Here is an 18,768-nt window from a genome sequence, read left to right on the forward strand (position 1 = left end):
CCACTACACTCCGTCGGGAACCAACTAAATCCCCAATAACGGGGGGTATTTTTGGGGTACAGCGTCTTTCCTGAATGGAGAACGTACCCCTATGCCACGCCTAGCCACTCCGCTCAGCGACCTCAAATGCCGCACGGCCAAACCGCGTGATCGCGCCTACAAACTGTTCGACGGCGGGGGCATGTACCTGTACGTCACGCCCAGTGGTTCTAAGACTTGGCGGCTGCGGTATTTCAAACCCAGCGGCAAGGAAGGCACGCTGATTATTGGCAAGTACCCCATCGTTTCATTGGCTGTCGCGAGGACCAAGCGCGATGAGGCTAAGGCTCTATTGCTCGACAACCTTGATCCGATGGAGGAAAAGCAGAAGGCCAAGATTGCTGCCCAGCGGGCGAGCCTTCTCTTCGAAACCGTTGCCCTGGAGTGGCACGTCGAAATGTCCCGGCGCTGGACTGAGAGCCATGCCAAGACGGTGCTGAGCAGGCTGCGCACCCATGTGTTTCCTCTGATTGGTCAGCGGCCTATCGCTGAACTCGACACCCATGATCTCCTTGAGGTCACCCAGCGGATCAAGGATCGCGGCACCATGGATGTAGCCCTGCGTGTGCAGAACTATCTATCCACGATCATGCGGGGCGCGAAGCGGGCGCGGCAGATCACTCAAAACCCGGCGCTCGATCTGGCCGGCTCGATTCAAGCGCCGCGCACCGTGCACCGTCCTGCACTTTCGCTGAACCGCCTTCCTGAACTGTTGGATCGAATCGACAACTACACCGGTCGCGAGCTAACCCGGCTCGCAGTGCTGCTGACGCTGCATGTGTTCGTGCGCTCCAGTGAACTGCGCTTCGCTCGGTGGGATGAATTCGACCTGCAACGGGCGATGTGGGAGATCCCTGATACCCGTAAGCCGATTGAAGGCGTCCGCTATTCCACACGCGGAACTAAGATGAGTGGGGACATTCAGATAGTGCCGCTGTCGCCTCAAGTCATCGAGATCCTTGAACGGCTACGCAGCTTGAATCGCTTCTCTGAACTGGTTTTGCCCGGCGACCACAGATATTGGAAGCCCTTGTCGGAGAATACGGTTAATCAGGTGCTGCGCAATATGGGGTACGACACCACCAAGGACGTGTGTGGGCATGGTTTCAGGACCATGGCTTGTAGTGCCTTGCTCGAATCAGGGCTGTGGACGGACGCGGCGATTGAGCGGCAGATGAGTCATCAGGAGCGTAACCGCGTGCGCGCCGCTTACATCCACAAGGCCCAGTTTCTGGAGCAGCGTCGGTTGATCATGGCGTGGTGGAGTAACTACATCGATGCCAACAGATCGGGCCATGTCACCCCACATGAGTTTGCCCATCCGGTCGGCGACAACGTCACCGCCTTGCCAAATGGCCATGGCGCATTCAATCGCGGGTGAGCCTGCAAGATTGGCGCTGGCTGCTCTTTCAGGCGGGTCCATCCAGACAGGGCTGCAAAGCCGCCCTGTTTGGATGGACCTTATTTTGAAGAGCTAAAGGCCACGAGTTTGTCCGGGGTTTACCACGGAATTCCATCGGTGGATAACCGCTTTTCACGTCCCAAGCAGCGGTGAGTATCGACCCTTGACCGGGTTTATCCACAGGCGTAGAACTGGCCGTGCAAGCGCTGTCGATGACAGCACCCCAGGTGGCCCGAACCTTCAAGGCCACGCCGCTCTCGCGGTGGTTCTACCCAAGGGCGATTAGCATTCGGCAGCTCGCCCGGTCACTACCCATGTGATGAATGCTCTTACACATATAGCGCTCGTGCGCCAGATACTCCGTACCTCGCTGCCCTGCAGCAACCTATCCGCTTGGCCGAATCCTGCGCCAACCTGTGCCCGTCTCTTTCTCCTGGAAAGAGACGGGCACTTCTACCACTGCTGCAGCCCTGATCGCACAAGGCTTTGCGGCATTCCCCCTCGTGACAATCGGCGTGACAAACGCCGATGTCACCAGCAACAGCGCTGTAGATGATGGTGCAGCAGACCAAGGAATGGACTGCACCTGACTGACAGTCAGGCCTGCCCCGGTCATCGCAGTGCTGCTTGCACATGGCTCAGGATCTTCAGGCGCTGGTCTCGTCAGCCAGCACTGCCTCCACCCGCCCACCGGCAAGGGTGCTCAGGAAGCCAGATCATGAGATGCCCTTGCTCCCGGACGTAAGGAGCCGCCAGTCCCGCGTAGAGGACATTCCCCACAGGTCGCAGGGGCCTTGATCCCTGATAGCACTCAACATTCTTGGCGGGATGACGTGGGGCGAGGATCGGAGAACGGTAGATGAGGTGACTGACATGGCATTGGTGGGTAGACGCGATGGCCGTAATTTCGGCTACGGCAGGCAATTGAGCTATGCAGGGCCGCAGGCGCTGAAAGACATGTTTGGCGGTGGCCATTACGGCACGGTCAAGGCGCACTGTGATCGGTGGCAGGCATTCGTGAAGTGGTGTCGCTCCGAACAGGGGCCCGGCATCAATGATGCGCGGCAGATTGATCGAGAGATCTTGGTAGGTTACGCAGCGTACCTGTGCGACCTGGTTATGCGCGGTGATCTTGCTGTCAGCACCGCGCAAAACCGGCTATCCAGCGTTAACCGGACCATGGCGGCGCTTCGCGGTGATCAGTACGTGAAGTTGCCCAGTCCGAGCAAGGCGTTGGGTATGCAGCGCACCGGGGTCCGTCATTCGGTGCCGCAGGGCCAAGACCGTGAACAGGTTAAGCAGATCGTCAAAGCGCTTTGCAGCCAACATCAGCTACGGGCCGCTGCGATTGTTCTGATGGCGCGAGCCACCGGCATGCGCTTGCGTGAGGCCATCTTGGCGGATCTGCCAAGGCTGAGCCGTGAGGCTAACAGGCTAGGCAGGATTAACATTCAGGATGGTACCAAAGGTGGCCGCGCCGGCGCCTCGGCGCCACGTTGGATCGCAATGAACGACCATGTTCGATATGCACTTGAGTTTGCACTACGGGTGTCGCCTGCCGGTAGCCGCAACATGATTGCGCCACACGAAAGCTACCTGAATGTTCTCCAAGATATCATCCGACCTGCAAGGGAGATCCTGCACGCACAGAACCTTAAAGGTTTGCATGAGCTACGAGCGGCATACGCATGTGAGCGCTACGAGCAAATCACCCAACACCGCGCGCCTATCAATGGCGGCCATTGTCACCAGTTAGATAGGAACCTTGATCGTGAGGCTCGGAAGCAAATCAGCTTCGAGTTGGGGCATGGTCGGATCGATGTGGTCGCGGCCTATATTGGAAGACGGTCATGAGCAAGCCATTCGATATGGAGTTGTTCTTGGCTGGCATGCTGACCGGGTCGCACGCGACTCGGCAACGCCATATACACCAGGCGGAAATCATCCAAGCAGAAATCTCAGAGCGTTGGCATCGACAGACGCCTTGGGCTTGGCAGAAAAAGCATGTGGATTGGTTTCTTGAGCGCCGCATAAACCGACGCAGCGAGGCGACGCGGTATTACTATCTGTTGACCGTGCGGCTGCTCGCCCGTCGTTTACAAAAAGCATGGGTATTCAACCTCTGAGCGAGGTGCTGCTATTGATAGGTACGACTGGCAGCAATCGACCCATAGCTGCCCTTCGTACGGGACAGCAATCGGCCAGAAGCGGACCTCTGCCTAGTAAATAAATCTCCCAGCCAGGCGCAGGTTTGATGCCTTTCGCGCCTCACGAAGAAGCGCTAGGGGAGCGCCCCCTTTCCCCTCCGCGAGCCAGATCTGGGTCAGCACCACAAAACTGTTCATTCAACCAGTAATAATGGACGCGCCAAAAGAGAAAGTCACGCAAGTACGTATGGCCATTCCCACTGGATTTAACCAGTTGATTTGTCTAGGCTGCTGACGGAATATGATGGCGTAGCGAGCGAAATTAGACCGCCTTCCCTGCTGTCGGATTAGTGACAAATTTTATCTAATTATCGTCATAAAAATCGAATGGATATCAAAGTTGAAGAAATATATTTATTTAGACTGGAACGTAATCCAGTACATGAAGCATGAGAAAGTTGTAGAGGGGAAATTTGATGCGGTTAAATTCAAATCATTTATGCAAGGCCTTAAAAGCAAGTACGTATTTCCTGCGTCAGAAGGGCATTTGAAAGATTTGGCTGCAACATTTAAAGAAGAAAATTGGCCGCACATCGAAAAGGACATTTCATTTCTTGATGAGATCTCTGAGAGTTTGATGCTGGGAGTTCTTCCAGATGAATCGTTAATGCCAGTAAAAGCTAATATTAAAGATGAATTTAAAAAGATTTTAAATGAGCGAAAGGTCGAGCTAGATTTTTCTGTCAAAGGCGACAGTTATCATGTAGATATGGGGAAGTTACCGCCGGAAAATTTGTTTCGCCCTTTTTTGGAGAAGAATAACGGAGTGCTGGATGCATCTGTCATGGATGCTTTCCTAAACATGATGTGGGATTCAATAGATGACCCTGATTTCTATAAGTTGCTGAGAAAAGAGGTTGAATCCTTACATAAAATTATTCCCGGTCAAGACACAATTATAAACCAAGAAAGCCCTTACTTTAAAAGAATTGAGCCGTTTCTTGATATAGGAAGAATCAATGATGCTGAAGAGCTAGAAGAGAAGTTTGAGGGGATTCTATCGTCGTTTTTAGCAATTGACGGAAGAGTCCTAAATAATTTGACAAAAGGACAAAAAATCCAAAATGCATATTTATTGCTAGATTTTAGCCCTCTATTCAGAGACAAGGTTAACAAGAAGAATCGACCTGGCAATATGGATAGGGACTTAAAAAACTTATTCTTTGCGTCTGATGCTAAGTACTATGTCACTGAAGATGATGCTACATACAAAAAGTCAAAATTTGTGGCTAAATCACTTGGCTTACCCGTTAGACTTGTGAAAATGGATGAATTGAGACTAAAGCTTACTGTATTATAACGGTGTATTACAGAGGACGGGCCGCTGAATGCGGCGTTAGGCGATCAAGACTAGAGGGCGTTATTTGAACTGGAAAGATTATCAAGAAAAGGCAGCTGGTTTTTTTCGCTCCCTTGGGCTAGACGCAGAGACAGATGTGACAATCCAAGGAGCACGGACAAAGCATGATATTGATGTATTAGTAAAATCTCACCATGCGGGGTTTGATGTTACATGGATTGTCGAATGCAAGCATTGGAAGTCAAAGGTGTCTAAGCTCCACGTTCTTGCACTTCGTGAGATTGTAAGTGATACAGGGGCAGATCGAGGGATCTTGCTTGCTGAAGAAGGTTTCCAGAGTGGCGCAATTGAAGCTGCAAACCTAACGAATGTTCAGGTTACCTCTTTGGGGCATGTAGAGACTTCGGCCCGGACTGCCATCAACGCTATGAAACTGAGAGACCTATTTGATCGTCTAATTTGGTGTAAAGCAGAATATTGGAAAATACCTAAATATATTAGGATTAAGTCAGGGCTGCGCCCAGAGACAGGAGGAGCTGTCGGATACTCCGGAGACTGGGCAACAAAAGTCGGAGAAGACCTTATTTCAAAGGCGTTTCGAGGTGAATTTCCCATAACTCCAGACGAGATGCACCAAATGGCCTCAAAAGGACTCTTGGGCCAAGACATGCCGAATGAATTTGTAGCTATGAAAGATCTAATGGATTTTTTAGAACCGTTGATTGAAAGTTTGGAAAATAGAATCAATGCATGCAATGCTGAGTTTGGTGCATAAGGCTAACAAAGCATTGCAGAGGACAAGCCTCCGAATGTAGTGTTATGCCCATTAAATGAGAGAGGTCTGAATGCCTACGCCTTGGGAAAAAGAAGAGTTTAGTCAATCCTTGGAGTGGAGAAAAAAAGCCCAAGAGGGGGCTCTGGATCCAATTTCTTGCGTCAGTGTGTGGATGGATATATGCGGATTTGGTTCGAAATTAGAATCCGCCAATTGGGATTTAAAGCTCTTGCAAAAATCCGGCATAGTTAATCTATTGAATGAAGTATATCAAAGAGTTGGCCATCCTTTTTGGGTTGGTGTTCCTCCTGAGCCATTTGAAAATGTCCTTGTTATTAACGACGGCATTGCTCGTACTGTAGATTTGGGAGCGCCTGAGTACATAAGAGCTATTCAGGCAGTATTTTATATGAGAGACCTAGTTCTTGGTCATTTAAGTCTGTTGCGGCTAACTGACCGCTACAGTATGGGGGTCAGAACTGTTCTTGCCGGTGGTGAAAGGATTCAATATTCACCGGCCTTGTTTACAGGGAATTCAATACTTTTCCATAGCGACACTCCTAGTGAGTACGGTAAAAAACTGCTTGAGACTAACTTTCTCTATAATCCCGCAGAGTTTCAAATGAATACAGCGTTTGCTAAAGCTTATTCTATAGACTCAAAAGGTACTAGCTCTGGATTTAATGTAAATGGGTTTTACTTGGAAAAAAATTTCCTTGATAAATTTAGAGATGTCAAAGGATTGGGTTTTGTGCCTAGCGATAAATCCATACTTATGAATCACCAAGGTCAGCCTGCGCTAGAGCTATACATCAAAAATATAATTCCATTTCAATTTAAAGGGATTTCTACAGATGTATACGAAGTGTCATCAGTTAGAGTTGACAGTTCGTTTGAAGGGGAAGAGACCTTGATTGACCTAATTAACTATGAAACGGCATAACACACGCATGTTATCGAATTGGTTTACGCTACGTTCCAAACCAACTGCAAATGGGGGCGTTAGACAAACATGAAGGGGCAGTTTTCAAGTCGAAGCATCACAGGGAAAAATACCAACTGACTGCTCCTGGCCGATAGCTGTCTCCGGCACCATATCCAGCCCCACTGCATTCCGCTGAGTGCTTTGGAAGCCCTCTAAACCGGCCTTCTGGCCAATTTATCGTTTCCACGACCCTCCGTCGGGAACCAACTAAATCCCCAATAACCGGGGATATTTGTGGGATACAGCTACGCAGGGCTGCAGGCGCTGAAAGGCATGTTCGGCGGTGATCATTAAGGCACGCTGATCGGTAGCTGGCATTCGTGAAATGGTGCAGTTCCGAACAGTAACTTTTAACCGTTAGTGCGCGAGTGCTTGATTTATAATTTTCGTGATTTTAGTAGAGCACTTTTTTACGGCGCTCTACTCACCAGTCGCGTGTTGTTTTTATATTTAAAAGTATTGGGTTTATGCGCAGATATTTCCCAATTGTGGATGAATAGACTGGTAAAATGCGTGTGTCCAGTTATTTATTGAGTTGGCCTTGGTTTGCTGTGTTATAAAAGTTTCGAGCTCTGCTTCTCTTTGGTCAGGTGTTAATTTGTCGGAAATTATTCTTTCTATTTTAGGGACTTCTTCTGATGTGGCCTTTGCAATGTATCTGGTGTTTAAATTTAAACTTTTGAAGTGGCGGTCAAATAGATCCGTTAGAGTGGGGTTTATGTTTGGGTTTGGTTTTACGTAAAATTGGATTTTGTAGATTCTTTGTGTTAGCAAAATAGTATTGCAGAATAGAAATTGTTCATCAAAAGGGATTGCGTCAAAGTATGGGTGTATAAATTGCCGGCCGGTACCATTTCCCCAGAGTGCTAACTTATATATTGTGTTGCATGTGCTGCAAGCTGGCACCAAATTCTGAAGCGAAATTGAAAACTCGGGGAAAACACTTCTTGGGAAAAAGTGGTCGAGATCTTTGTAAGTGTCTATATGGCAGTATGGGCACAGATTTGCTGAGCCAAAAAGATCTATGACTGATTTTTTAATGTTGCTGACTTCCGCGGCTTTGCTGTCGAATAAGCTAAAGTATGCGTCGTGCTCGGCTTTTGTAAGGTTAATTTTATTTATATTTCCGAGGTGCAAGTCAGTCCTGTAATTTCCGAGTTTAGATATCGTTAAGGCGGCATTGCTTGTGAGGTTGGTTTTTCTTGGCTTTCTTTGCCTATTAATAGCCTGCTGCACTTCATTTTGATCAATGTCGGCTAGTGGGGCGACGGAGTTTCTCATATGTCACCTCCAATGCTAACAAAGTAACTGGATGCCTCCGGGCTTAGATTGTGCCCTAAAATTGAATTCAGGTCGCGCAGGGATAGTTTTTTTTCTGCGAAGTCCTTCAATATGTTTCTATAATCGGGCATTTCGCTATGTATTCCAAATATTCTACCGGCCAAAGTGTCTAAGCTAGTTCCGAATGACTCTATTGGCAGGCCACGGATGTAGGAGTTATTATGAATACGAGTGATCACATGGATGTATTTTGATGGTGTTTCTTGTACGACGATTGGGGAGTGGGTTGAAATAATGGCGTAACTGTTTTTTATTTCCAGCATAGTTCGCAATGCGTGGATGGTTGAAGATACTAAACTTGGATGTAGATGGTTTTCTGGTTCGTCCATTACAACCAGCGAGTTTTCAGCAAGCTTGGCAAAAAGGCACGTAAGGATAGATATTGAAACCTTATGTCCGGCGCCAAGTTTTTTAAATTTAGACGATAACATGCGCTCTGTCATGTTGCTTGAGTCTATTTCTGCCTCATCAAATATTGGCTTCATGGACTGTCGCCATTGGTTCGTTAGTCCTTTTGAGTCAATGTGTTTGATAGCGTCTACAAATTTTCTGCTAAGCGTTGTAGAACCAATTACGCGATAGGTGGTTTCATTTTTGTTCTTTTCTCTAATCCCGATGTAATCGTACTTTGCTTGGTTATCCAAAAAATCGCGGCGGCGAGTGGAGTTCGGAATTTTTACATCATTTGGCATAAAAAATTTATCAAAAACGCTGTAGGATATTGCGAATACTTTTGAAATTTTTGCCCTTGACTCGGATATGTTGTCTGTAGGTCCTATGCCCGTAACAGCGCCGACTAAGTTTGCTAAAAGCTGAGTTTTACCTGTTCCATTTTTCCCTACTAATACATTTATTCGCCCAGGAATAATTGAGTCTGAACTGAATTCAAATTTGCTTGTGGTTGTATCGGATGAGCCTTGCAGCTTGCACTTAAACTCTAATGTCAGTTCGGGTGAGCTAGGCTGATGAATAAGATCGACAGGAGGCGGAACGGTTTTCTTGTTTAAAAGGCTCTCATACTCTTTTTCTAGTAGGTTTAAAGCGCCAAGGCTGCGAAGCAATGAGCGCTTTACTACGCTTTGGTCTTTCACTTCTGCCAATTTTTTAGAGCCGCTGCGTAGGTCATTTAATGATTCAAGGAGGAGTTTGCGGTAGTTGGCAGGCAGCTTCTCGACCTGATCGTAAAAATTTTTTGACTGACCGATCGAAAAATAAGATGAGTCGAGTCTGGTGAACTGTTCTGGAAGTTCCGTCTCGCCAGGGCTTTGATTTTTTTGTGCGATTTTTATTTCCCCGAGCAAAATACGTTCAGATTCTGAATTTTTAAACTCCATGATAAATGTAGTTTTATAGCTAAAGTCATCCCATCTAGAACGTTTCAATATAAAGCATGGGTACTGGATCTTTAGCTTTGTAGGGGATAGGTAGAAATTGATGTCATGCATGTTGATGCCCAAATCGATTTAAGAGGAAGTGTAGAGTTGCTCTGTGCATTTTTGCTAGGAAGTAAAGTTAGGTGTCAGTGATAGTGAATTTTTGCTATGCTTATATTTGCCTCAGTTTTGATCATGGTTAAATACATTAAAGTTTCGTGCTTGCCTTCCTGCTGTTTGGTACGTAAGCTGATCAAATTCCAGCGGATGAATTTACAATGATTAGTGGCATTTCGCCACTCTTTGTGAGGATCGGTTGAGCGTGGGAAAGAGAATAAGAAGGTGTGAAATTAGTGTGCACTGTATGCGTATACAGTTAGTGGCGTTTCTCAAGGCCACTGACGGTCAACGGCCCGCCATCGATGCCAATATTCAATCGACGAACGTCGTCTATGTTCCGCTAGCTGCTATTTTCGAGCGGATTCAGTCGTTCCTCACCTAGCATTTTAAGCGGGTGGACGCCGCCCTCACTGGAGCACAGTTATTCCCAATTCGATTCCACGAAAAGCCATAACTAGCTGATTTGTTTATAGATACCCTATGAGGTACATCAAATAATCCACCAAATTCCAGCCCCGCGAAAACCGGGCCCTCACGGCCAACAACCGTCCGTCTGTCTCCGCAGCTGAAGCACGAACTCATGATACGGATACTTCAGTTTGGGAATGCGTTGCCGGGTTCGATTTCCGAGCAGCTTTGATGAACATCGCCGTTCCACCTTGGCGCATATCGATCTCGAACAGCTCTGAGGTTCGGATGAGATCGCTAAGCGTCCGATGCCCGTAGTTCACGGCTGAAAACGAACTATTGTTGCGGATAAAATTACCGACCTGGCTGAGGCGCGACCAGCCTGTGTCATCGGCGGTCTTTTCTGCAACCGTTCTCAGCAAGCGCACTAGTGCCGTGTCACTGCGTAGCTCGTTTCGGGTGCGTTTACTGCATTTCGACGATTCGCCTTCATCAGCTTTCTCGTGATCATCACCAAGCAGGTTCTCTGTGTAGATAAACTGCGAGCAGGCATCTACAAAAGGCTTCGGCGTCTTCTTCTCCCCAAAGCCGTAGACCGGCAAGCCGCTTTCCAGCAGCCGAAGCACCAATGGGGTGAAATCGCTGTCGCTTGTCATGAGTGCAAAGGCATCGACGTTTTTGCTGTATAGCAAGTCCATCGCATCAATGATCATCGCTGAGTCAGTGGCATTCTTGCCCTTGGTGAAAGCAAATTGCTGCATGGGGCGGATGGCGAACGGGTGGATCTTCTCGACCCATCCAGTGAGGAGAGGAGAACTCCAGTTCCCGTGTGCATGCCTGATGTTGACCATGCCGTACTTGGCCAGCTCATCGAGCACGCCCCCGATGGATGCATGGCTCACATTGTCGCAGTCAATCAGCAGTGCTATCCGTTTCGACTCCACGGTGAATCCCCGTCAGTCCCTGTGTCACCAAACTCTAGCTCAACTGCTCTGGCAGCACTTTCAATGTTCATACCGTGCACCTCATCCCTCTTTGGCGATTTCAGCTGAGCCTATGTCGCTGCATTCGAAGTTTGAATGGATTTTTTATGCAGATGATCGGATGTGGACTTAATCGCTACATTCAACGCTGTTCGCACATAATTCAGAGACGTTTCCTACAACTTCGACACTTGCTTGGCCGAGTTACATGAGGCTAAATTTCCTCCGTCGCGGAAAATTCCGTGACCGGGCGTAGGAACCCGTTGGTAAACTTGGCGCACGCACTAGGCGCCCCTGCACCACAGCTGGCGCTTTTTTTGTGCCTGCCGTGCTGTGTCATGGCGGCTGTGTGTGGGCAGGCTTCGGCCTGGCCGGGTTTCCAAGTTTCCCGGTATTCCTACCCCATACACAGCTGCCACCCAATCCCGTAGGAAGGATCGTGGCAGCTCCAACTAAAACTTGGAGTGTCATGCATGCTTATCTCAAGTCCGTCCAGGATCCTCGCATTCGTTCTCCACCGTCGTTCCTCGACGGCCCTCAGCGATCTCACCTCCAGTCAATCTCGCTCCGTCTCTGCAGCCAGGGAGGTGCACCATGACTGACCAAGAACGCCTATCCACCATCCAAAGCTACGCCTGGACCCTCGAACTGCTAGGCGAAGCCCTGGTCCAGCACGACGAAATGCTGGAGTGCGAACACAACCCACACCTGAGCTTTCGCAACACTGCCGGTATCCATCAAGCGATCCGGATCATCAGCCGTTTGGCCAGTGAGCAGTGTGGGAAGGTGATGGAGCGAAACGGGCAGGACCCTGTTAGTTAGGCAGGATCATTGGTGAGCGGCGGGCCAGATATCATCCTTGCGGCTGGCCCTCTGCTCAAGGCCGCCTGGTGGTTTATTCCTGTTGGGTAAGGTTATGGGGCTGCTGCGCAGCCCATCGCAGGCAAGCCAGCTCCTACAGGGGCCGCGTTAATCCCGGGATATGTGCTTTTCCTGTGACAGTGGGGCAGGCGCCGGGGCAAAACGGCACGGGCTTCGCTCGTTTTCGCTTTGTGAGCCTCAACCACGGACAATAGCAATCATTGTTGGGGGGCTTGCCGGATATTGCCGACTGGCCCTCTACCAAAGGCCGCCGGGTATTTATTCCTGCCAGGTGGGGTAAGGGGGCTGCTGCGCAGCCCATCGCAGGCAAGCCAGCTCCTACAGGGGCGGTGAAATCCTGGAGCATCGGCTTTGCATGCGGCAGTCGGAAGGCGCTGGGGCAAATGGCACGCCCTCCTGAAACCCGCCTTGTGGCGGTTCTTTCCTTATCCACCACAACCGGCCAGCACTAAACGCCGTGATAGTCAGAGCCAGCAATCGCTCTCAGAAAGCCTCGATCGGCCAGCCGCCGCAGGTCCCGCCACTCGCGCCAGTCTACCAATCCAAGGCGGTCCATCTCATCGGCCAAGCGCAACAATTCCTCGTGGTGGGTGCTGGGGCAGTTTCGTCTTTGCTCGACGTCGTCGTAGAGCAGAAACCAGCGATTGATCGCTTCGAGCCGGCGATGTCCAAGAGCTATCTCCTCGCTGAACGCGTTCATGCCGAAAACTGCGGCTGCACATCAGCGAGCGATGACACTTCGCAGTACAAGTCTCCCTGATAACTGCGCAGCTCGCAGGTACCGGGCCGGTCGAGGATGCAGCGGATCAAGTACAGGTAGTTGACCATGCGAATGCCCTCTTGGCGGAACTGGGACAAGTGACTCAGTTAGGTTGATCCCGATCGAGCCGCAGCCGTTCAGCCGGATAGATGGCTGGCTGCGAATCAAACAGTGTTTCGCCCCAAAGGCGGGCGATTGTTTTTTTGGACAAAGCTTTGAGCGCCGCTGATAAACGCAATTTGTATACCTCGCCACCATGATCGTTTTCGCAAGAAGTAGGGGCCACTTCCATTAGGGCATTTCGTCAGCTCTTTCAGAATTCGTTGCAAGATGCGCCGCTTGGGCTCTGTCACTGATGAACACAGACCTTCCTGTGTAACTACCGACATGAGGTTTCAATCATGGCTAGCAATCAGGACAACCGTGGTAACCAAAGTGGCAACGCCAATACCAATCCAGGCAACTTTGCCAACGATCGCGAAAAGGCATCGGAGGCCGGGCAGAAAGGCGGCCAGATGTCAGGGGGTAACTTCAAGAACGATCCAGAGCGCGCATCGGAAGCAGGCCACAAGGGGGGCCAGGCGTCGGGTGGCAATTTCAAGAACGACCCTGAGCGAGCGTCCGAAGCTGGCCGCAAGGGCGGTCAGGAGTCCGGGGGCAACTTCGCCAATGACCGGGAAAAGGCCTCTGAGGCCGGACGGGTCGGTGGCCAACATAGCCACGGCGGTGGACGCAAGAGTGACGACAACCGCTAGTCATCCGTGAAAAACGCAGGGGCAGCCGCGCTGCCCCTGCATGCCTGAGGACCTGCTTATGTTCATGCACAACAAGCGATTGCAATACACCGTACGCGTGGCACAGCCTGATCCGGGCCTGGCCAACCTGTTGCTGGAGCAGTTCGGTGGCCCGCAGGGCGAGCTGGCTGCCGCCATGCGCTATTTCACCCAAGCGGTCAGTGAGGATGACCCTGGCCGCAAGGATATGCTCTACGACATTGCGACCGAGGAACTCAGCCACCTGGAGATCATCGGTTCGATCGTGGTGATGCTCAACAAAGGAGCCAAGGGCAACCTTGCTGAAGGCGTGGAGGCCGAGGGCGAGCTCTACCGCTCGCTGACCGGTGCCGGCAACGATTCACATGTCACCAGCCTGCTGTATGGGGCCGGGGCGCCGCTGGTCAATTCCGCCGGCGTACCTTGGAACGCTGCCTACATTGATACCATTGGCGAACCGACTGCCGACCTGCGTTCGAACATTGCCGCCGAGGCGCGGGCCAAGATCGTCTACGAACGGCTGATCAACGTCACCGACGACCCAGGCATCAAGGAGGCGCTGGGCTTCCTGATGAGCCGCGAAATCGCCCACCAGATGTCGTTCGAGAAGGCATTGCACGCCATCCAGCCAAACTTCCCGCAAGGTAAGTTGCAAGGTGACCCAGAGCTCAACCGCACCTATTTCAACCTGTCCCAGGGCGGTGAAATGCGTGGGGCGTGGAACCAGGGGCAGGACTGGATTTATGTCGACGAGCCTCAACCGGCGGTAGACGGCGGCGATGGCTCTGCCAGCATCCAGCTGGACGAGCACAGTGCGTCGGTGGTCGAGGCAATGAAGCTTCGCACTCAGTCGAACCCGGAGGCGCAACCGCTGACTGGAGCGGAGCTGGGCAAGGTCAACAGCGGACAGCAATGAGAAATGCCCGCGCCGGAGTTGATCCGTCGCGGGCAGCACACTTAGCGCTTGGCTGTGGCGTCAGGGTCGGCCGAGCGGGCCAGGAACGCCCGGGTGACCTCCGGCAGATGCTCCTTCAGCCATTCGGCCATGGCGACTTCTTCCTTCAGAATCGAACGACATGCCTGTGCAGTGGCGCTGTCCCCGGCCGCCTCGGCCGCCTCGATCAGCACCGTGTAAGACGCGATTTCCATGTTCTCGAACACGTACCCTGCCATGGCGCCTTTTACTACTTCATCGCTCATGGCCATCCCGCCCACTGCCTGCCCGAACGCCATGAGTTTGCCGGCCAGGTCCTTCAAGGTCGATGTGCTGCCGCCCAAGCGCTCGATGCACTCCACCAGCACGCGCTGTTGGCCTTGAGTCTCTTCAATATGCCTGACGATACGGCCCTTGAGTTCCGGGTAGTGCTCCAGGCGCTCAGCCTGGCCTTTGAGCATGCTTTCCGCTTGCTGCTCCATTGCATGGGCATCACGCAGCCAGTCGAGCAGGTTGTCCCTTGGAGTTGCCATGATCAGTCCTCGTTTCCAGTGATGGGTACCTGTTCAGAGAACCCTCACCGCTGTCACGGTCGGCTGGACCGACGAACGGGACAAGCGAAGGCGAGGCCGAGGACATCCGCGAAGAAGTACGTATCTGGTCGGCCGGGTGCTGCACCGGGGAGGTCTCGCATCAACCTTCGAGTGGCCTTTTCGCCTCAGCGGGCAATACTTCTGTGTATTGCAGGCGTGTTCCTGGTGGCGCGCGCCGCTGGGAGGTGTCACGTGAATAAACTGACAATCGTGGGTGCCGGCATGGTCGGCGAGGCGGCGGCGCAGATCATCGCCCGGGAAGAGTTGTGCCGTGAGCTGGTGTTGATGGATGTGCAGGGCGAGATGGCGCAAGGCAAGGCGCTGGACGTGTGGCAGGCGGCAGTCGAGTCGGGTTCCGATACCCGGGTTCACGGCGGCGCCAAGGCTGACATGCTGGGCGGGTCTGAGCTGGTGGTGATTACCGCAGGCGTGCCGCGCAAGCCTGGGCAATCGCGTCAGGACGTGCTGAGCATCAACCTGCCGATTATCGATAGCATCATGGCGGACATCAAACAGCATGCGCCAACGGCGACGGTGCTGGTGGTGTCGAACCCGGTCGATGTGCTGACCTATCGCGCCTGGAGCCTCAGCGGGCAGGGGCGCAGCAAGGTGTTCGGCCAGGCAGGGGTGCTGGATACCGCGCGCATGAAGTGTTTCATCGCCGAGCAGACCGGGTTTTCTGCCCGGGATATCACGGCGCTGGTCCTGGGCGGGCATGGCGACAGCATGGTGCCGCTGATGCGCTATTGCCAGATCGGCTCGGTGCCGCTGTCGCACTTTCTTTCCAGCGAGCAGATCGAGCAGATCGTCGAACGCACCCGCAAGGGTGGTGGCGAGATCCTGGGGCTGAAGAAGCTGGGTAGCGCCTGCGATGCGCCGGGCGTGGCGATTGCGCAGATGGTGGATGCGATCGCCAATGGGCGAAACCGCATCTTGCCGGCGGTGGCGATTCTGGAGGGCGAGTACGGGCGAACGGATATCGCCATGGGTGTGCCCTGTGTGCTGGCAGGGGAGGGGCTGGCGCGGGTGATCGAGTTGCCGCTGGATGCGCAGGAGCAGGTGATGTTCGACCATTCTGCAGATCAGGTGGCGCGGGATATCGCTGAGATGAAGGCCTTGTAAGCGAGGCCGAGCGCCTTGGGGCGGGGTGACGCGGTCGGTTGTAGGAGCGGCCTTGTGTCGCGAAAGGGCCGCGACGCGGCCCCCCGGATGTTAGCGCTGCCGCAGATATCGAGGGGCTGCTCCGCAGCCCTTCGCGGGCTCGCCCGCTCCCACAGGTTCACCGCAGGCCTGGGGACTTGCGCTGCACCTGTGAGAGCTGGCTTGCCGGCGATGAGGCCAGCGCAGGCAGCACAGACTGTTGCTCTGGCGTGCGCTGGCGGTTCAGCGCACCAGCAGCGGCACTGCCCGCACGTAAACCAGTTCACACACCAGCTCCACCAGCGTCTGGGTAATCACCGCAGCGGCGGCCAGCCCGCGCATTTCTTCTGGCAGCGCCAGCGCCAATGGCAGCACCACCAGCGAGTTGCGCGTGGCGGCGCTGAAGGTTACCGAGCGTGCCTCGGTCACCGGCAAGCGCAGCAAGCGCGATGCAACGAACCCAAGCACCGGCGCCAACAGCATGAAGCCGATGTACACCGGAATCACCGGCAGCAAACGGTCGAAATCACGCAGCACCACGGCAATCTGCGAGGCGATCACTACCACCAGCACCAGGGCCATGGCGGGTACCGGCATCCACGCCCAGGCGTCGTTCCAGGTCGAGACCGTGCGCGAGCGACGGGCGCCGACGCTGGTGAGCACGGCAAGCGCCATAGGCAGCACGATCAGCAGCACGAAGGCTTCCACGAACGGGGTGATGGAGATGGCCACTTTGCTGCTGTCGCCCAGCATCAGGGCCAGGTAGAGCGGCAGCAGTGCCAGTTGCACCAACAGCAGCACGGGGGTGGCGGCCAGGGTCAGGCGGGAGTCGCCTTTGCCGATGTGGGTGAACACCACCACGTAGTCGATGCACGGTGTCAGCAGCACCAACAAGGCGCCGACGAGTATCGCCGGGTGTGCCACCAGCCCACGGGTGATGGCCCATACCAGCAGCGGCACGAAGATGAAGTTGGCCAGCAGCAAGGCGCTGATGAAGCGGCGGTTGCTCAGGCCTTGGCGCAGGTCGAGGAAGGGGATCTGCAGGAACATCGCGTACATCAGCGCGGCGATAGCGGGGGTGACCAGCGCTTCCAGGAGCTGCGCAGCGTCGCTGGTCAGCAGGCCGAACGTGACGGCGACGAGCACGGCGATGAAGTAGATCGGGATCTGGTGGGTTTCGAGTTGCTCTCTGGTCAAGGTACGGCCTGTGCTTGCGGGTATCAAAGGGGCACAGGGTAATACGCGCTACCAGCAGGGTGTCGCGTTTTTTTGTAGGAGCGGCCTTGTGTCGCGAAAGGGGCGCATAGCGGCCCCACGATTGCAGCTTCGCCACCGTGATAACCGGGACCGCTTTGCGGTCCTTTCGCGACACAAGGCCGCTCCTACCTGGATTGCGACAGTGCTGGAAAATTGCTTATGGCCCGACAACAAAAAAGCCCGGCACTAGGCCGGGCTTTTTCCTGTCAGGCAATCGCCAATCAGTTGCCGTAAACCGGCAGCTTCTTGCAGATGGCCTTGACCTTCTCACGCACGGCGTCGATCACCGCTTCGTTGTTCAGGTCAGCCAGGATGTCGCAGATCCAGCCAGCCAGCTCGCGGCACTCGGCTTCCTTGAAACCACGGGTGGTAACGGCTGGGGTGCCGAAACGCAGGCCCGAGGTGACGAACGGGGAACGTGGGTCGTTCGGTACCGAGTTCTTGTTGACGGTGATGAAGGCTTTGCCCAGGGCGGCGTCAGCGTCTTTGCCGGAGATTTCCTGCTTGATCAGCGACAGCAGGAACAGGTGGTTCTGGGTGCCACCGGAAACCACGTCGAAACCACGCTCGATGAACACGCTGGCCATGGCCTGGGCGTTCTTCACGACCTGCTGCTGGTAAGCCTTGAACTCAGGCTGCAGGGCTTCCTTGAAGCAGATGGCCTTGGCAGCGATGACGTGCTCCAGCGGGCCACCCTGGGCGCCAGGGAAGACGGCGGAGTTCAGCTTCTTCTCGATCTCTTCGTTCTTGCGAGCGAGGATCAGGCCGCCGCGCGGGCCGCGCAGGGTCTTGTGGGTGGTGGTGGTGACCACGTCGGCGAACGGAACTGGGTTCGGGTACACGCCAGCGGCAACCAGGCCGGCAACGTGGGCCATGTCGACGAACAGGTAGGCACCAACCTTGTCGGCGATGGCGCGGAAGCGGGCGAAGTCCAGCACCTGCGAGTAGGCCGAGAAACCGGCAACGATCATCTTGGGCTTGTGCTCGACAGCCAGGCGCTCGACTTCGTCGTAGTCGATCAGGCCGTTGCCGTCGATGCCGTACTGGATGGCGTTGTACAGCTTGCCCGAGGAGCTTACCGAAGCACCGTGGGTCAGGTGGCCACCGTGGGCCAGGCTCATGCCCAGGATGGTGTCACCGGCCGACAGCAGGGCCAGGTAGACGGCGGCGTTGGCCTGGGAGCCGGCGTGCGGCTGGACGTTGGCGTAGTCGGCGCCGAACAGTTCCTTGGCACGGTCGATGGCCAGCTGCTCGACGACGTCGACATACTCGCAACCACCGTAGTAGCGCTTGCCCGGGTAGCCTTCGGCGTACTTGTTGGTCAGGACCGAGCCCTGGGCCTCCATGACTGCCGGGCTGGTGTAGTTTTCCGAAGCGATCAGCTCGATATGCTCTTCCTGGCGCAGAGCTTCTTGCTGCATGGCTTCGAAGAGCTCGGCGTCGTACTTGGCAATGGTCAAATCACGGCTGAACATGGCGGTCCTCAAGGATCGGGG

Annotated in this window: 19 protein-coding genes; 10 read left to right on the plus strand and 9 right to left on the minus strand. The window is 53.7% G+C overall.

The window, feature by feature from the left end:
* Window positions 1–91: 91 nt before the first annotated feature.
* The 6 genes from ABNP31_RS03410 (at window position 92) to ABNP31_RS03435 (ending at window position 6,666) form a co-directional block, all read left to right on the plus strand.
* On the plus strand, window positions 92–1,420 hold the full coding sequence (locus tag ABNP31_RS03410; protein WP_350012997.1) for a tyrosine-type recombinase/integrase: 1,329 nt from the start codon (window positions 92–94) through the stop codon (window positions 1,418–1,420).
* 894 nt (window positions 1,421–2,314) lie between these two features.
* The gene (locus ABNP31_RS03415) at window positions 2,315–3,295 is read left to right on the plus strand and encodes an integrase domain-containing protein (protein WP_350012998.1); all 981 of its coding nucleotides are present in this window, start codon (window positions 2,315–2,317) and stop codon (window positions 3,293–3,295) included.
* Window positions 3,292–3,567 (plus strand): hypothetical protein, encoded by a 276-nt coding sequence (locus ABNP31_RS03420; protein WP_350012999.1) that lies wholly within the window; start codon window positions 3,292–3,294, stop codon window positions 3,565–3,567. Before ABNP31_RS03415 ends, ABNP31_RS03420 begins: the two co-directional genes overlap by 4 nt.
* 463 nt (window positions 3,568–4,030) lie before the next feature.
* On the plus strand, window positions 4,031–4,948 hold the full coding sequence (locus ABNP31_RS03425; RefSeq protein ID WP_350013000.1) for a hypothetical protein: 918 nt from the start codon (window positions 4,031–4,033) through the stop codon (window positions 4,946–4,948).
* 64 nt (window positions 4,949–5,012) lie between these two features.
* Window positions 5,013–5,723, plus strand: a complete 711-nt coding sequence (locus tag ABNP31_RS03430) for a restriction endonuclease (protein WP_350013001.1) — start codon at window positions 5,013–5,015, stop codon at window positions 5,721–5,723.
* Between the two features lie 70 nt (window positions 5,724–5,793).
* A complete protein-coding gene (locus ABNP31_RS03435; RefSeq protein ID WP_350013002.1) occupies window positions 5,794–6,666 on the plus strand; it encodes a hypothetical protein in 873 nt (290 codons plus the stop codon).
* A gap of 507 nt (window positions 6,667–7,173) precedes the next feature.
* Here the strand turns inward: ABNP31_RS03435 and ABNP31_RS03440 are convergent.
* The 3 genes from ABNP31_RS03440 to ABNP31_RS03450 all read right to left on the minus strand — a co-directional run bounded on the left by ABNP31_RS03440 (window position 7,174) and on the right by ABNP31_RS03450 (window position 10,894).
* Window positions 7,174–7,989: an HNH endonuclease gene (locus ABNP31_RS03440; protein ID WP_350013003.1), complete on the minus strand. Its 816-nt coding sequence runs from the start codon at window positions 7,987–7,989 to the stop codon at window positions 7,174–7,176.
* Window positions 7,986–9,494, minus strand: a complete 1,509-nt coding sequence (locus tag ABNP31_RS03445) for an AAA family ATPase (protein ID WP_350013004.1) — start codon at window positions 9,492–9,494, stop codon at window positions 7,986–7,988. The genes ABNP31_RS03440 and ABNP31_RS03445 overlap by 4 nt, the downstream gene beginning before the upstream one ends.
* A gap of 626 nt (window positions 9,495–10,120) precedes the next feature.
* Window positions 10,121–10,894, minus strand: coding sequence for an NYN domain-containing protein (locus tag ABNP31_RS03450; protein WP_350013005.1), 774 nt, complete (start codon window positions 10,892–10,894; stop codon window positions 10,121–10,123).
* 633 nt (window positions 10,895–11,527) lie between these two features.
* Here ABNP31_RS03450 and ABNP31_RS03455 point away from each other — a divergent pair.
* Complete coding sequence (locus tag ABNP31_RS03455) at window positions 11,528–11,755, plus strand: hypothetical protein (protein ID WP_015268870.1); 228 nt, start codon at window positions 11,528–11,530, stop codon at window positions 11,753–11,755.
* A gap of 508 nt (window positions 11,756–12,263) precedes the next feature.
* Here ABNP31_RS03455 and ABNP31_RS03460 read toward each other — a convergent pair.
* Genes ABNP31_RS03460 through ABNP31_RS03470 form a run of 3 tightly spaced genes read right to left on the minus strand, consistent with a single transcriptional unit; the run spans window position 12,264 to window position 12,867 of the window.
* A complete protein-coding gene (locus tag ABNP31_RS03460) occupies window positions 12,264–12,515 on the minus strand; it encodes a hypothetical protein (protein WP_350013006.1) in 252 nt (83 codons plus the stop codon).
* Window positions 12,512–12,643, minus strand: coding sequence for a hypothetical protein (locus tag ABNP31_RS03465; RefSeq protein WP_350013007.1), 132 nt, complete (start codon window positions 12,641–12,643; stop codon window positions 12,512–12,514). The genes ABNP31_RS03460 and ABNP31_RS03465 overlap by 4 nt, the downstream gene beginning before the upstream one ends.
* A 35-nt stretch (window positions 12,644–12,678) precedes the next feature.
* On the minus strand, window positions 12,679–12,867 hold the full coding sequence (locus tag ABNP31_RS03470) for a hypothetical protein (protein ID WP_350013008.1): 189 nt from the start codon (window positions 12,865–12,867) through the stop codon (window positions 12,679–12,681).
* Window positions 12,868–12,976: 109 nt separating this feature from the next.
* Between ABNP31_RS03470 and ABNP31_RS26155 the strand changes: the two genes are divergently transcribed.
* Both ABNP31_RS26155 and ABNP31_RS03490 read left to right on the plus strand, forming a co-directional pair.
* On the plus strand, window positions 12,977–13,330 hold the full coding sequence (locus ABNP31_RS26155) for a general stress protein (protein ID WP_433916053.1): 354 nt from the start codon (window positions 12,977–12,979) through the stop codon (window positions 13,328–13,330).
* Between the two features lie 58 nt (window positions 13,331–13,388).
* A complete protein-coding gene (locus ABNP31_RS03490) occupies window positions 13,389–14,264 on the plus strand; it encodes a manganese catalase family protein (protein ID WP_350013009.1) in 876 nt (291 codons plus the stop codon).
* Window positions 14,265–14,305: 41 nt separating this feature from the next.
* Here ABNP31_RS03490 and ABNP31_RS03495 read toward each other — a convergent pair whose 3' ends face one another.
* On the minus strand, window positions 14,306–14,815 hold the full coding sequence (locus ABNP31_RS03495) for a ferritin-like domain-containing protein (RefSeq protein WP_085618674.1): 510 nt from the start codon (window positions 14,813–14,815) through the stop codon (window positions 14,306–14,308).
* Between the two features lie 252 nt (window positions 14,816–15,067).
* On the opposite strand from ABNP31_RS03495, the gene ABNP31_RS03500 reads away from it, so the two are divergent.
* Entirely contained in the window at window positions 15,068–15,997 is a 930-nt protein-coding gene (locus ABNP31_RS03500; RefSeq protein WP_350013010.1) for a malate dehydrogenase, read from the plus strand.
* 261 nt (window positions 15,998–16,258) lie between these two features.
* Here the strand turns inward: ABNP31_RS03500 and ABNP31_RS03505 are convergent, their stop codons facing one another.
* Together ABNP31_RS03505 and glyA are read right to left on the minus strand one after the other, a co-directional pair.
* Window positions 16,259–17,212: an arsenic resistance protein gene (locus ABNP31_RS03505; RefSeq protein WP_350013011.1), complete on the minus strand. Its 954-nt coding sequence runs from the start codon at window positions 17,210–17,212 to the stop codon at window positions 16,259–16,261.
* Between the two features lie 281 nt (window positions 17,213–17,493).
* A complete protein-coding gene (gene glyA / locus ABNP31_RS03510) occupies window positions 17,494–18,747 on the minus strand; it encodes a serine hydroxymethyltransferase (RefSeq protein WP_025337620.1) in 1,254 nt (417 codons plus the stop codon).
* Between the last annotated feature and the right edge of the window lie 21 nt (window positions 18,748–18,768).

This window comes from Pseudomonas asiatica (assembly GCF_040214835.1).
In the GTDB taxonomy this organism is placed as follows: Bacteria; Pseudomonadota; Gammaproteobacteria; order Pseudomonadales; family Pseudomonadaceae; genus Aquipseudomonas; species Aquipseudomonas putida_Z.

Excerpts from the sequence above, each read along its gene's own strand:
- ABNP31_RS26155 (WP_433916053.1), top strand. The coding sequence starts at position 12,977 with ATGGCTAGCAATCAGGACAACCGTGGTAACCAAAGTGGCAACGCCAAT.
- ABNP31_RS03445 (WP_350013004.1), bottom strand. The coding sequence starts at position 9,494 with ATGCATGACATCAATTTCTACCTATCCCCTACAAAGCTAAAGATCCAG.
- ABNP31_RS03495 (WP_085618674.1), bottom strand. The coding sequence starts at position 14,815 with ATGGCAACTCCAAGGGACAACCTGCTCGACTGGCTGCGTGATGCCCAT.
- ABNP31_RS03470 (WP_350013008.1), bottom strand. The coding sequence starts at position 12,867 with ATGGAAGTGGCCCCTACTTCTTGCGAAAACGATCATGGTGGCGAGGTA.
- ABNP31_RS03410 (WP_350012997.1), top strand. The coding sequence starts at position 92 with ATGCCACGCCTAGCCACTCCGCTCAGCGACCTCAAATGCCGCACGGCC.
- ABNP31_RS03490 (WP_350013009.1), top strand. The coding sequence starts at position 13,389 with ATGTTCATGCACAACAAGCGATTGCAATACACCGTACGCGTGGCACAG.
- ABNP31_RS03425 (WP_350013000.1), top strand. The coding sequence starts at position 4,031 with ATGAAGCATGAGAAAGTTGTAGAGGGGAAATTTGATGCGGTTAAATTC.
- ABNP31_RS03440 (WP_350013003.1), bottom strand. The coding sequence starts at position 7,989 with ATGAGAAACTCCGTCGCCCCACTAGCCGACATTGATCAAAATGAAGTG.
- ABNP31_RS03415 (WP_350012998.1), top strand. The coding sequence starts at position 2,315 with ATGGCATTGGTGGGTAGACGCGATGGCCGTAATTTCGGCTACGGCAGG.
- ABNP31_RS03465 (WP_350013007.1), bottom strand. The coding sequence starts at position 12,643 with ATGGTCAACTACCTGTACTTGATCCGCTGCATCCTCGACCGGCCCGGT.
- ABNP31_RS03435 (WP_350013002.1), top strand. The coding sequence starts at position 5,794 with ATGCCTACGCCTTGGGAAAAAGAAGAGTTTAGTCAATCCTTGGAGTGG.
- ABNP31_RS03420 (WP_350012999.1), top strand. The coding sequence starts at position 3,292 with ATGAGCAAGCCATTCGATATGGAGTTGTTCTTGGCTGGCATGCTGACC.
- glyA (WP_025337620.1), bottom strand. The coding sequence starts at position 18,747 with ATGTTCAGCCGTGATTTGACCATTGCCAAGTACGACGCCGAGCTCTTC.
- ABNP31_RS03455 (WP_015268870.1), top strand. The coding sequence starts at position 11,528 with ATGACTGACCAAGAACGCCTATCCACCATCCAAAGCTACGCCTGGACC.
- ABNP31_RS03460 (WP_350013006.1), bottom strand. The coding sequence starts at position 12,515 with ATGAACGCGTTCAGCGAGGAGATAGCTCTTGGACATCGCCGGCTCGAA.